Raw genomic sequence first — 12,887 nt, 5'->3', positions numbered from 1 at the left:
TCACTCCTCCTTTTTGTTTTGATTAAAGTCAGAGTGGCAATCCACGCACAGTTTTATCTGAGACTTACGGTCTAAGCTCAGCACTTTGGTTTTACTGGCGTGAACATCATGACAGTTAGAACAAGTCAGATTCTTTGCGTGCACGTCGTGTGTCCAGTTGTCTTCGCGCAAGTATTTTGGTTGGTGACAATCGGTACACTGACTGTTCGCTTTGAGTATCTCAGATGGGTCTAAGAACACTTTGTCCGTACCTTGCTGCGATTGCGCGCTTGAGTACTTAGTGACTTTAGGCGCACCTTCACGGTGATCCGGACCTATGTTGTTATGACATTCAGTACAATTGACTTCACGGCCAAGGATCTTGTGCGCATCTTCGCCATGAGAGCCTTGTAACGTTTCTTTGGCATCCTTATGACATTGGACACATTTATAGTCCTTGTCACGGATAAGAGTGACTTCATGGCGAGCGTTTTGGCCTTCAGATTGCAAGCTTGAAGTGTCGGCAACGGCATGAAGAGAATAACCATAGAGGCAGAATGCAAGAAGTGATTTCAGCATTATGACTATGGCCAACTTTATATTGCCCATATTATCCTTTCCTTATTCCGGAGTTATATTCATCGAAATAAACGCTATATTCATCTCAATAAACAATATGTTCCGGTAAAAATTAATACCCCCTGACACTCAGTTTAAATAGTGCCAAATGAGATCAATTCTTATTTTGAATAAGCCACAACGCTTCAATAAATATATTACTCCTCTGACTCTTAAGAGGTAGATAAATCTGTCTAAATATCGATCTTTATCACCTTTATTTTATCATGGTCATTGCCATTAACTAATTGATTATTAATAGACAACATTATCCATCTCCTTGATGTTATAACTACCCCTTTAGGGGTATATGAAATTAATTTTGGCATGAGTCACATATTAAACTTGATCTAAAACAATGATTAATTCTTAGCCCCTTATTTTGTTCTAACCTATTAATTAGAATTTAAAGCAGTTCTCCAATTCTTTATTTTGATATAGCCAGTTCACAACGCTGTTTATAAAAATCAGAATCATGGAGATAGCACTGTGAAACAATTGCACTGGATACCAAAATCCGCAGCGGCAATGATATTGTTGGTCAGCTCAGTGATGAGCACCGGCAGCTTAGCTGCGTCTGAAGAAAAAGGCTTAATCGACCCACGTAACCAAGCGTACGAACAAGACCACCCCGATCAGTATCAGTCTTGGAAAGCAACATCTGAGAGCGAACATATCGAAGATGCGTTGGCCGAAGATCCAAACATGGTCATTATGTGGGCGGGTTATGGTTTTGCGAAGGACTACAATAAGGCACGTGGCCACTTTTATGCACTCGATGATGTGCGACAAACTTTGCGTACCGGCGGTCCAACGGATGAAAACTCGGGACCAATGCCGATGGCATGTTGGAGCTGTAAAAGCCCCGATGTTGGCCGCGTAATAGAAGAGCGTGGTGAAGATGGCTATTTCGAAGGTAAATGGGCGCGCTTAGGTGACCAAATCGTCAATCCAATCGGTTGTGCCGACTGTCATGATACCCGTAGCGAAGCATTCAAAAATGGAGAGCCCGCACTTGCACTGGCGAAGCCATATGTTGAGCGCGCATTCCAAGCAATCGACAAACCTTTCGACAAACAATCACGCTTGGATCAACAAGCCTCTGTGTGTGGTCAATGTCACGTCGAGTACTACTTCACCGGTCCAACTAAAGGGGTGAAATTCCCTTGGGATATGGGGACCAGTGTAGACGATATGGAGAAGTACTACGACGCGCTTAACTTTAAAGACTGGACGCACAAAGTCTCGAAAGCGCCAATGTTGAAAGCGCAACACCCAGGCTACGAAACATGGCGAGAAGGTATCCACGGTAAAAACAAAGTGGTGTGTGTAGACTGTCATATGCCGAAAGTGACCAAAGAAGACGGAACCGTGTATACCGACCACAAAGTCGGCAATCCGTTTGACCGCTTCGAAGACACTTGTGCCAACTGTCATACTCAGTCGAAAGACCAACTACGCGAAATCGTCTCTTCACGTAAAGCTCAAGTACTTAATATGAAGCTAACCGCAGAGAAGCAGATCGTCGCAGCTCACTTTGAAGCGGGCGCAGCGTGGGATGCAGGTGCAACCGAGGCAGAAATGTCTGACATTCTACAAGACATCCGTCACGCACAATGGCGCTGGGACTACGCTATTGCTTCTCACGGCGTACATATGCACGCACCTGAAGTGGCGCTAGAAGTACTGGGAACCGCAGTCGACAGAGCCGCCGATGCACGTACCAAACTGGCTCGCCTACTTGCGACCAAAGGTGTGACAGAAGCCGTCGCGCTGCCTGACATCTCAACCAAAGAGAAAGCTCAGCAGGCGCTAGGCATGGATATGGAGCAAATGAACACTGAGAAGAAACACTTCTTAGACACAGTAGTTCCTGAATGGGAAAAAGCAGCGGAAAAACGTGAGGCCAATTACCAATAGCGGTCTATCTCGTTAACAAAAAGCCGGCAACTCGCCGGCTTTTTTATATCTTTGAATCGTTATTACAACAACTGCTTGGCTTGGTTAAGCGAGTGAATCACTGACACCCGGTCTAAATCTCTATGCTGTGAGTCGAGCATCTGCGTCCAAACGTCAATCGCTTGCTGATAGCGAGAGCTGACAAAATGGTCGTTGGCAATCAATGACAAGGCCGTGAGATTAGCGCTGTCCAACGCCAACGCCTGCTGCAAAAGATCGGTAACCGTTGCCGTCATTTGTTGCTTATTCAGATAGTAGAGTGCAGTGGCTTTCGCGGCCAATTGGTTCGCGCTAGGCTCATCACTTAATCGCAGTGCGTAATCAAAGCAGGTCAACGCGGATTTAAAGTCTTGCTCGTTCACATACCCGTGTCCGAGTTGAAACCAAAGTTCAGCCTGGTTCGGGTCTTGTTTGAGCTTGGTTTGAATCTCCAGCATCTGCTGGTCGTGGCTTAGTGCGCGACTTTCTAACACCACCTCTTCCGGCGGCGTACCGCGTAACCACAGAAATACCGGTATCGCCAACACAACGCCAGCAATAACAACTTTATTCATGGAGTCAGCCTCTGTGGTATTTCTCAATTAAGAAAGCAGTATAACGTGGTACGATAGCTATATCTTTGATCCAACAATAATTATCACATGATGAAGAAAAAGGTCGTTCCGTCTCAGGAAACTCAGCAGGAAGCAATGAAAATTGCCAAGGCCACTCAGAAGCCAGGTCAGACGAAAGAACAAACGAAACTGATCTCTCAAGGTATCGAAAAAGGCATCGCTTTATACAAAAAGCAGCAGAAAGAAAAAGCGCGTCAGGCGGACAAAGCTAAAAAGAAGGTTCAGAGAGCGAAACAAACTCAACAAGCTGATGTGGAAGAAAGCGCAGAAACAAGGGATATCAGCAGCTCCAAGTCCACTAACTCGGCACTTGTTCCGTGGGTATTGTTAGTCGTCAGTTGGGTGGGATTTGTTGTCTACTTAACACAGTTCCATTAATACAAATAAAAAATCGCGCCAACCAATGGCGCGATTTTAACGTTATCTAATGAATGGTGTATGGCGGTGAGTGCCCATACACAGAGACATAGAAATCTATTTAAGCTTTAAAGCCCAGACTTGCAGCAATCGCAGATTCTCTATCTAAGACCCATTGACTATCGAATGGGCCCCAATCGGACAGTTGATAATAGCCGTCGTTATGGCGACGCCCATCTTGAACAAACATCAACTCAATGCCGATTCCCGGCAGTGCCTTAATTACATCTTGAATGGTTCGGCGTGGCCAACCTGTTTTCTCGATTAGTTTTGGCACGTTTGGTCGCTCTAAACTCTCTACGAGTAGTGCTAAATACAGTCGCCTTGCAAAAACAGGACTCAGTTCCATTGATACCTCCTATAAATTTCTAAGGTCATTATTTCTGTTTTACGCGACATTGTGTTGCGTTTGATCAATAACTCTACGATCGCTATTGATTGCTATGGCTTTTATTCGACTTATGAAATATCTCCATCACACTTTTGTCTCTCCCGACGGTTCCTGATAGGATGCTGCAATAGTAAAAATACAAACTAAGTCACTTTTCCAAAGGGTTATTTATGACAATTACCATGTATGGCATTCCTAACTGCGACACAATCAAAAAAGCCAAGAAATGGCTAGAAGCAGAAGGCGTGGAATACCAGTTTCATGATTACCGTAAACAAGGCGTCGACAAGGCGATGGTGGAAAGCTTTTGCCAACAGCTAGGCTGGGAAAACGTACTCAACAAGCGCGGAACCACTTACCGCCAATTGACGCAAGAACAAAAAGATAACCTCAATGAAGCCAACGCCATTGAGTTATTGGTTGAACAGCCAGCGATGATCAAACGCCCAATTCTCGTGGTAGGCAACGACTACCACTTAGGTTTCAAAGCCGATCAATACGCCGCTATTTTTTCATAATTTTTCGTAAGGATTTCAAGGATGACTGACAGCCCTACTCTGGCTCTCGCAAAAGATTTAATTAGCCGCCAATCGGTAACCCCAGAAGACGCAGGTTGCCAAGACGTCATGATCGAACGTCTTAAAGCGTTGGGTTTTGAAATTGAAGTGATGGTATTTGAAGATACCACCAACTTTTGGGCTCGCCGTGGTAAAGAGGCTCCACTATTTGCTTTCGCTGGCCACACAGACGTGGTTCCGGCTGGTAAGCTAGAACAGTGGGATACCCCTCCATTTGAACCAACAATCAAAGACGGTTTTCTACACGGTCGCGGCGCCGCTGATATGAAAGGCTCACTGGCGAGTATGGTGGTCGCGGTAGAGCAATTTATTGCTGAAAACCCAGACCATAAAGGCTCGATTGGCTTTTTGATCACCTCGGACGAAGAAGGTCCGTTCATCAATGGTACGGTACGAGTAGTCGAAACCTTGATGGCGCGTGGCGAAAACATCGACATGTGTATTGTTGGCGAGCCCTCAAGTACTGAAGTGGTTGGTGACGTAGTGAAAAACGGTCGTCGTGGCTCAATCACTGGTGACCTAACGGTGAAAGGCGTGCAAGGTCACGTTGCTTACCCTCACCTGGCGAAAAACCCGGTTCATCAATCTCTGCTGGCAATTCACGAATTGGCGACAACCGAGTGGGACCAAGGCAACGACTACTTCCCACCGACCAGTTTCCAAATCCCGAACGTACACGCGGGCACAGGCGCGTCAAACGTGATCCCTGGTGAGTTCAATGTGCAATTTAATCTACGTTTCAGTACCGAACTGAACAACGAAGCCATCGTGCAGCACGTTACCGAAACCTTGGACAAACACGACCTCGATTATGATCTTAAGTGGACGTTCAACGGCGACCCATTCCTGACTGATACTGGTGATTTGCTGGATGCTGTTGTGGATGCGGTGGATGCGGTCAATCAAACTAAACCAGCACTATTGACGACAGGTGGTACTTCCGACGGTCGATTTATCGCGCGTATGGGCGGCCAAGTGGTCGAGCTTGGTCCAGTGAACGCGACAATCCACAAGGTAAACGAGTGCGTCAAAGTTGATGATCTAGAAAAGCTAACCCAGATGTATCAGAGAACACTGGAGAATCTTCTCGCGTGAGCATGAGTGCTGAGCAGCTAACTGGTAAAGTATCCACCCACTTAGTGGATACTTTAGTCGGACAAAAATCGTTTCTCGTCCACCCGCAGGTCGCGCAAGACTTGTTGGAACTGAAAGCTGCGGCGACGCAAGCCGGTTTTAACTTATGTCTCGCCAGCGGCTTTCGCGACTTTGAACGCCAAATGCTGATCTGGAATCGTAAAATGTCCGGTGAAGCGGCTATCTTAGACAGTCAAAGCCAACCAGTGGACGTGGCTACACTCTCGGAGAGAGAGAAAGTAATAGCGATTTTACGTTGGTCTGCCCTACCCGGTGCGAGTCGTCACCATTGGGGAACCGACTTCGACCTCTATGACCGTGACAGTTTGCCGCAAGGCGTCAGCCTACAACTCGAACCTTGGGAATATCTGACTGGTCATCAGCAGCCGTTTTATGCTTGGTTAAAACATCATCTCGCAGACTTTGGTTTCTTTTTCCCGTACCAGGAAGATAAGGGCGGCGTGGCTTGTGAACCTTGGCATATCAGCCATCGCGCCACAGCGCAGAGTTGTTTGGCTCAGTTGACTCTGCACGTACTGCAACAAGAGATCCAAGCTAGTTCTTTAATTGGCAAAGAAGTAGTACTCGATAATCTCGAAAGCATATACAATCAATTCATTACAAACATCTCTCAATAAGGGGGAATGATGGAATGGTTAACGAACCCTTGGGTTATCATTGTTATCGTCTTGAGCGTGATCATCGGTAATATTGCGGCGTTAAAGTACACCGCGAAGATGAAATTTAACCTCAAGAGTAAACAGCCGAAAATGCCCCCGACTAACGTTCGAGATGAGAGCGAAGAGAATAAAAAAGACCCGCAATAACTGCGGGTCTTTTATCGTTTAGCGAATCACTTAATATGATCCCAAGAGATATTCGATACGATTCGACAGTCGTCGCATTTAAAGTGGAAAATGTCATGCAGCGGCTCGTCTAGTAGCCACTCGCTGCCACACTTAGGACACTTGCGTGCCTGCTCATCAGCGAGGCTTTTCCCACCCACGCGATATTGGTAGTAGTAAGTTGGAATCTTAGTCATGTACTCAATACGACCACGTAAATCCCATCCGCGACGGAATAGCACACTATCCGCATCGCATATCTCGTGCAGCGCCGCGTGCTCAGCACGACATGCGCCCGCCATTTGGATCTCGTCACACGCTTGCCACTCGGTTTGCCACTTAATCACCGCTTTGTGATCACCGTTGAGGGTTGGACCGTTGCGATAAAGTGGGATCGGTAGCAAAGACTCACCACTACGTAGAGGCGAACAGGTATGTACGTAAGTCGTGTACAACACTTGCCAGCTTGGTGTCTCTTCTTCGGCAGCCGCCTCTGAATTTAAATCTCGCCCGAGTAAGCGCACTTTAGGCGCTAACAGACATGCTTCAGCCAATCGGCCAATGCACACGTTGACGAAATCCGAGTGATATTTCGGATGCAGGCTTTCTTGCTCAGGGCAAACCGCGCGCACAAAGAATTCACCATCGCCCATAACGATTGGAAACTCACGGCCGAGTACCTGACCGTTGTAACGCAGTGCGTCCATTAATCCATTGATCGCTTTGTCGACCGCAGATACGGTGGTGTTATCAAAGCATTCAAATTGAAGTTCTACTACGTACATTGCTATACCGCTGGCGTTAAATTGGTTAGAAACTCAGCCACATCTTGTGCCAACACGTCTCGTTTATCTGTACCAAGTCGCTCAAGCACAACGTTACCCGTCAAGTTGCAGATCGAAATCACATCTAACTCAGCGTCGGTTGCCGCAATAAACACCGTCGGCTTTAGCTTGAGCCGACGTTGAGTCACCAGATGCCCTAGGATGTTTTCTTGCAGACGGACGAAATCGTCATCGCTCCATACTTGAAGTAAACATAGGTGATTGCCGTTCCAAGTCGCTTCCATATCCGCGCTGTATTGCGACCCATAGAAAGTTTTAATGTCATCATGCAGAGTTAACTCAATGCCATTTTCTACATTGGTAAAATCGGCGGCTTGTTCTCGCTGATAAGCTTGCCACTCAACGTGATCGGCGTGTTTTTTCTCAACACACGGGGAAACCAAGTCCACTAACTCTTCGCTGGTAGGTAAATGTCCATGCTTTTCGACGTAAGCTTGGCGGTAGTTTTCACTGAATGAGAGCAACGCTTGCAAGGCATTATCAGCCATTAGAATCTCCAATTTCATCGCGATACCACAGAGTTAAAGCACAGCAGCACTTATTTAGATGGGTATCTGTATTCGCTTTTAGGCGCGGGATTTCGTAAAATTCTCAACATTCTAATAGAAAATGAACCTAAGTATGAGCAAATATTCTGATGCAAAAGAGTTGGCGGGTCTGACTCTGGGTCAAAAGACCGAGTACGCGAATCAATACGATCCCACTCTGCTGCAACCAGTGCCACGTAGCCTAAACCGAAATGACCTTGAACTTGGCGAACAGTTGCCGTTCAAAGGCTGCGATATTTGGACTCTTTACGAGCTATCTTGGCTGAACGAAAAAGGCCTACCACAAGTTGCTGTCGGTGAAGTATCGATTCCCGCCACCAGCGATAACCTGATCGAATCAAAATCGTTTAAGCTATACCTCAACAGCTTTAACCAAACTCGTTTTGCCACTTGGGATGACGTCGAAGCGACACTGAAAAAAGACCTTTCTGCCTGCGCAGGTGAAGACGTTAGCGTCACAGTGCGTTCTGTGGTTGACTACACAGACTCCCTGATCGTGACGATGGACGGCGATTGTATCGACGACCAAGACATCGAGATCCTAAGCTACGACTTTGACGACTCTTTACTCCAAGGCGCGACCTCAGAGCAAATCATCGAAGAAAGCTTGCACAGTCACCTGCTGAAATCTAACTGCCTGATCACGAATCAGCCAGACTGGGGCAGCGTTGAAATTCAATATCGCGGTCAGAAAATTGACCGTGAAGCGTTACTTCGTTACATCGTGTCGTTCCGTGAACACAACGAGTTCCACGAGCAATGTGTTGAACGTATTTTTACTGACATCATGAAATACTGCCAACCAGAGAAGCTGACGGTTTACGCACGTTATACTCGACGGGGTGGTTTGGACATCAACCCATACCGCTCGACTGAGCAAGCTCAGCCAAACCATAACCAAAGAATGGCTCGCCAATAAGGGAAAAGAATCGGATGGCTAAATTACGCTGGGCGCGCTGGCTAGGCGCACTTGTTCTGCTGCTGACCACTCACGTTGCGATGGCAACGGTCTACTCTTCGACTATGCTTAGTGAAGCCAATAGTCTGGTTGATATTGTGCCTAAGCAGTCTAAGCAGCTCGCCAGCAACTATTTGGCTCAGCGTACCCTATCCGATCAAACCGAGCAGAGCCCTTCTTCGGTATCACGCGATGAAAGCGATAGCCGTACTCGCTCGCCGGGCAGCTCTATTGACGCTCTGAGAATACTCGCGCGCGCCGAGTTCAATTTGGGCAATCAGCATATTGCCCTGCAACATCTCGCGGAAGCAAAAGGCCTAGCCACCAAATATAACCTGCCGTTTTTAAAACTGGATTTGCAGTTGCTCGACATCCGAATGCGTTGGCTGTTATCTGAAGACTCACGAGCGGCCTTATCGGCATTGGATGACTGGCAAGCGAGCTTTAAACAAATTCAGAATCCTCAGCAATTAGCGCGTGGACTTCAGTATAAGATGACGATGTTAAAAGCCGATATCGCCTCAGCTGATGGCCTATCGAGCAAGGCGGAAAGCTTGTATCAAATTGCCAAAGCGCACGCCGATGAATCAAAATCGAATTATACCTCGATTCAATTCCACACCACTTTAGGTAAGCACTACCTCGCCAACAAGCAATATAACCTTGCGCTTTCAGAGTTACTGCTGAGTTATTGGAAAGCGATCGAAAGCGACTCAGGCATTTTGCTAGCGGAAGTTAATCGCACTTTAGGTCAGCTATTTTACGAACGTCGTGTACTGGATAAAGCCGGCGAACACTTGTCTCAAGCGGCTGACTTTTATGACAACTACGAAAATTCACCTTTGCTGGCGCCCACGCTGAAACGTATCGGTGACATCAATTACGATCAAGGCAAATACAATCTCGCTCTGGTTCATTACTTCAACGCAATGGACCATGAACGTATCCAAAGCAACGTGGAAAGCGTGATTGATATCCGACTCTCTCTAGCTGCAACCTACTTACAACTAGTGAATTACCCACTCGCCGAGCAATATCTAGACCGAGCACAAACTCTGCTTGAATACGCGGATATTCCTCGACTGAAAGCTCATGCCTTACTACTAGAAGCTGGACTGGCGAGCTATAAACAAAATGCCGATGCCGTGCTAAGCAACGCCCAGCAAGCTTTAGAAATTGCAAAACAAATCGATGATGTCAGTGCACAGAAGTCGGCGTATCAACTGATTTATTTAGGTTATGAACTTAGCGGTGACTATCAGAATTCGCTTAAGTACTTAAAACACTACAACTCGCTGGCGCTGATTGAACAAGAAAAGCTCGATCTGATCAGTGAAGACGCGTTCCGCCAACAAAAAGAATTCGTCGAGCAAACACTACACTTAGTTGGACAGAAAAAAGAGCTGGAAAAAACCCATAACGAGTATTTAAAATTCCAGAAGATCACCTTCACTTTATTTATCATCAGTGCATTGTTGTTTATTTTTATTTTGCGTCGCGGGCATATCATCAGTGTGCAACGAGAAGAACTCGACCGATTAAATAAAGATCTTTTTACCCACTCCCGTTCGGGATTAAAAAACCTACGGATGCTAAATGCCAAACTTCCAGTCTCTTTAGAAGAAAGCATCAATAAATTTGAAAAATGGCATGTTGGCGAGCTAATTCATGAGCCACTCAACGACCGTCTTCGTTTTACCATGATTGATGTTCCTTTCCTACGTAATATGTATTTACAGCACGGCTATGAAGAAGGGCTTAAACTGGAAAGAGCGTTTGGCGAATATTTAAGAAAACGTGTTGAGCACCCAGCACGTATCTATCACTTTTCTGACGCAAACCTGCTCTATATCGAACCCAACAGCGAACAAGAGACCGATCCTGAACTGGTGTTTAACAAAATTCAGCAATGGGTCGCAGAATTTGAACCAAAACGTAATATCAATCGTATCATTAGAATGGGAATGGCAGACTACCCTTTCCTACCAAGGGCTTATACTGCGGTCAATGATAAGGAATTGATTGATATCCTACTGATGTCAACTAGCACTGCCCGCACCTTAAGCATGAAAGAACACTGCAGCCAGTGGGTGTATCTGAAAGCGATTGAAAATGCACCAGCGGCAAGTTTGGCGACAGGAAATATTCGAAAAGCTTGTAAACATTCAATTAACCAAGGGCTAATCAAAGTTCATTCTTCTTATAAGAATGAGGAGAGCATCAAAAAATTATTAAAAGATGAATAAATCCTCAGCAATTGAGCATATTAAGCGGTGACGAGATTTATTATTTTGGTACTATCTATAGATTCATAAATAAGAGTGGATACTGTCCGCTGGTCTGTAAGTTTAGTTTTCTATGGGCGTTCTAGAACAAGAGCTTCACGAATTAAAATCTCAATTGGAACAACTTCGGTTGACACAAAGAGATGCGTCGTTCAAATTTACTAGAGAGCAAAAGGTACTCAAACGTATTATTGCGTCGATGACTGACGCCTATAAAAGTGAGAACCCACGATTACAGGCTGGTTTAAGAGAGCTAAAAAAAGCCATTGAGCAACAACAAGACGTAAGCTCCCTCATTCCAAAATTGGCCGTACTCGAACGCTTGCTCAAACAACAAGGCGTGGCTATGGAAAAACAGACGGAACACTTAGATTCGCAGATTAAGCACAGCGGAGAGACACTGCTTCGCCTTGCTGGCTTACCGACAAAAATCAAACAAGACCTCAGAGATCTACTGAGCTACTCCAACGGGATTAAACGACCAAATACGGAGCAAGCAATGAAGCTTCTTGGTCTCTATGAACGTTCTGTCAAAATCATTACCGCTAACCCAAACACACTTCTCAACCAAATTTCAAACACCTCAGACAGAGAGTTATTGCTACGACTTTCTGACCAATTACAAAATTTCATTACCGAACTCGATTTCGAAGGCGAATCTGGCGACCAGCTCGCGGATATCCGCGCTAAACTTTTGGTCGGTGTGAACACTCACGAGCTGCTTGAGCTAACGTTACAAACGTTAAAATTAGTTATTGACGGCACGCACTACGAGCGTAAAACGTCAGAACAGTTTCTTGAACAGGTAAATACTTCCCTAGCCTCTTCGATGAAAAGCTCGTCACAAAATGCCCACCAATCGCAAAGCTATTTTGAACAACGTCAGGAAATGAATGAAGAACTGTCAGGGTTGATCACCAAGGCCAGTTCGACCGTCAAAGACGCGACCGAATTGTCAGCACTACGCAGTGAAGTCAATCCGCTTATCGACCAGCTCATCTCCGTTTCTGAGCGGCTACGCCACGCCGAACAGCGTGAACAAGCGCTGATTGAACGTATGAATCACGGCAAAAACCAACTGGAAGCGTTGTTTGAACTGACGCAAGACTATCGTCGCCGCCTAGAAGATCAGGCTCAACGCATCTTACTCGACCCTCTGACTAAAGTTCACAACCGCACCGCCTTTTCTGACCAGTTAGAGATTGAATATCGCCGCTGGATAAGAACCCAGCACAACCTACGTGTAGTACTGCTTGATATCGACGGGTTCAAATCTATTAACGACAGCTTTGGTTACACCGCTGGTGACAAGGCACTAAAAATCATCGCTCGTACCATCAAAGGTGCGACCAACGACCAAGATACTGTCGCTCGCTTTGGTGGCGAAGAGTTCATCATGATTCTACCAGAACGCTCAGATACCGACTGCTTCCAGCTGATCCAGAAAATCCAGACTCAGGTATCTAAGTTGCCATTTAAGTTCCGCGACCAACACCTGACGATCACACTGTCGGCAGCCAGCACCTCGTTCCAAGAGTCCGACACCCCGGAAGAGCTACTCGAACGACTCAACCGTCTGCTCAAAGAAGGAAAGTCACGTGGCGCCAGCCAACTGATGTGGAAATAGCCCACTCAGTTCTACCAATGTCATATAAATATCAATCAGTTAGACTTTTGTTACAAAAAACGTGCTAAGCTAGTTATTACCTCGTCGTT

Annotated in this window: 14 protein-coding genes; 9 read left to right on the top strand and 5 right to left on the bottom strand. The window is 46.0% G+C overall.

Annotated features, from left to right (window positions below; all coding sequences use genetic code 11):
• Positions 1–588 carry a cytochrome c nitrite reductase pentaheme subunit gene (gene nrfB / locus HCZ42_RS17120; protein ID WP_053409511.1) on the bottom strand — a complete coding sequence of 196 codons (588 nt, stop codon included), beginning with the start codon at positions 586–588 and terminating at the stop codon, positions 1–3.
• 537 nt (positions 589–1,125) lie between these two features.
• On the opposite strand from nrfB, the gene nrfA reads away from it, so the two are divergent.
• On the top strand, positions 1,126–2,517 hold the full coding sequence (gene nrfA, locus HCZ42_RS17115) for an ammonia-forming nitrite reductase cytochrome c552 subunit (RefSeq protein WP_175579549.1): 1,392 nt from the start codon (positions 1,126–1,128) through the stop codon (positions 2,515–2,517).
• A gap of 62 nt (positions 2,518–2,579) precedes the next feature.
• Here the strand turns inward: nrfA and HCZ42_RS17110 are convergent, their stop codons facing one another.
• Positions 2,580–3,110 (bottom strand): TPR domain-containing protein, encoded by a 531-nt coding sequence (locus HCZ42_RS17110; protein ID WP_167421988.1) that lies wholly within the window; start codon positions 3,108–3,110, stop codon positions 2,580–2,582.
• Positions 3,111–3,200: 90 nt separating this feature from the next.
• Between HCZ42_RS17110 and HCZ42_RS17105 the strand changes: the two genes are divergently transcribed.
• On the top strand, positions 3,201–3,548 hold the full coding sequence (locus tag HCZ42_RS17105; RefSeq protein ID WP_167422029.1) for a DUF2956 domain-containing protein: 348 nt from the start codon (positions 3,201–3,203) through the stop codon (positions 3,546–3,548).
• Between the two features lie 100 nt (positions 3,549–3,648).
• On the opposite strand, the gene HCZ42_RS17100 is transcribed toward HCZ42_RS17105, so the two are convergent.
• Positions 3,649–3,936 (bottom strand): winged helix-turn-helix domain-containing protein, encoded by a 288-nt coding sequence (locus HCZ42_RS17100; protein WP_053409514.1) that lies wholly within the window; start codon positions 3,934–3,936, stop codon positions 3,649–3,651.
• Between the two features lie 212 nt (positions 3,937–4,148).
• Here HCZ42_RS17100 and HCZ42_RS17095 point away from each other — a divergent pair, with 212 nt between their 5' ends.
• Genes HCZ42_RS17095 through HCZ42_RS17080 form a run of 4 tightly spaced genes read left to right on the top strand, consistent with a single transcriptional unit; the run spans position 4,149 to position 6,517 of the window.
• Complete coding sequence (locus HCZ42_RS17095) at positions 4,149–4,496, top strand: ArsC family reductase (RefSeq protein ID WP_167421987.1); 348 nt, start codon at positions 4,149–4,151, stop codon at positions 4,494–4,496.
• 21 nt (positions 4,497–4,517) lie between these two features.
• The gene (gene dapE / locus HCZ42_RS17090) at positions 4,518–5,651 is read left to right on the top strand and encodes a succinyl-diaminopimelate desuccinylase (protein WP_167421986.1); all 1,134 of its coding nucleotides are present in this window, start codon (positions 4,518–4,520) and stop codon (positions 5,649–5,651) included.
• Positions 5,652–5,653: 2 nt separating this feature from the next.
• On the top strand, positions 5,654–6,328 hold the full coding sequence (locus HCZ42_RS17085) for a M15 family metallopeptidase (RefSeq protein WP_167422028.1): 675 nt from the start codon (positions 5,654–5,656) through the stop codon (positions 6,326–6,328).
• A gap of 6 nt (positions 6,329–6,334) precedes the next feature.
• On the top strand, positions 6,335–6,517 hold the full coding sequence (locus HCZ42_RS17080; protein WP_175579545.1) for a DUF2897 family protein: 183 nt from the start codon (positions 6,335–6,337) through the stop codon (positions 6,515–6,517).
• 26 nt (positions 6,518–6,543) lie between these two features.
• Here the strand turns inward: HCZ42_RS17080 and HCZ42_RS17075 are convergent, their stop codons facing one another.
• Both HCZ42_RS17075 and syd read right to left on the bottom strand, forming a co-directional pair.
• Positions 6,544–7,320: a Zn-ribbon-containing protein gene (locus HCZ42_RS17075; protein ID WP_167421984.1), complete on the bottom strand. Its 777-nt coding sequence runs from the start codon at positions 7,318–7,320 to the stop codon at positions 6,544–6,546.
• Between the two features lie 2 nt (positions 7,321–7,322).
• Positions 7,323–7,868, bottom strand: a complete 546-nt coding sequence (syd, locus tag HCZ42_RS17070; RefSeq protein WP_167421983.1) for a SecY-interacting protein — start codon at positions 7,866–7,868, stop codon at positions 7,323–7,325.
• A 133-nt stretch (positions 7,869–8,001) separates the two neighbouring features.
• Here syd and queF point away from each other — a divergent pair, with 133 nt between their 5' ends.
• From queF to HCZ42_RS17055, 3 genes are all read left to right on the top strand, one after another.
• The gene (gene queF, locus HCZ42_RS17065; protein ID WP_167421982.1) at positions 8,002–8,847 is read left to right on the top strand and encodes an NADPH-dependent 7-cyano-7-deazaguanine reductase QueF; all 846 of its coding nucleotides are present in this window, start codon (positions 8,002–8,004) and stop codon (positions 8,845–8,847) included.
• Positions 8,848–8,861: 14 nt separating this feature from the next.
• The gene (locus HCZ42_RS17060; protein ID WP_167421981.1) at positions 8,862–11,132 is read left to right on the top strand and encodes a tetratricopeptide repeat protein; all 2,271 of its coding nucleotides are present in this window, start codon (positions 8,862–8,864) and stop codon (positions 11,130–11,132) included.
• 112 nt (positions 11,133–11,244) lie between these two features.
• Positions 11,245–12,798 (top strand): GGDEF domain-containing protein, encoded by a 1,554-nt coding sequence (locus HCZ42_RS17055; RefSeq protein WP_167421980.1) that lies wholly within the window; start codon positions 11,245–11,247, stop codon positions 12,796–12,798.
• Positions 12,799–12,887 lie beyond the last annotated feature (89 nt).

The organism is Vibrio hepatarius (assembly GCF_011806575.1).
Classification (GTDB): domain Bacteria; phylum Pseudomonadota; class Gammaproteobacteria; order Enterobacterales; family Vibrionaceae; genus Vibrio; species Vibrio hepatarius_A.
The sequence above is the reverse complement of the archived record's forward strand: the minus strand, read 5'-3'. Positions and strand labels throughout refer to the sequence as shown.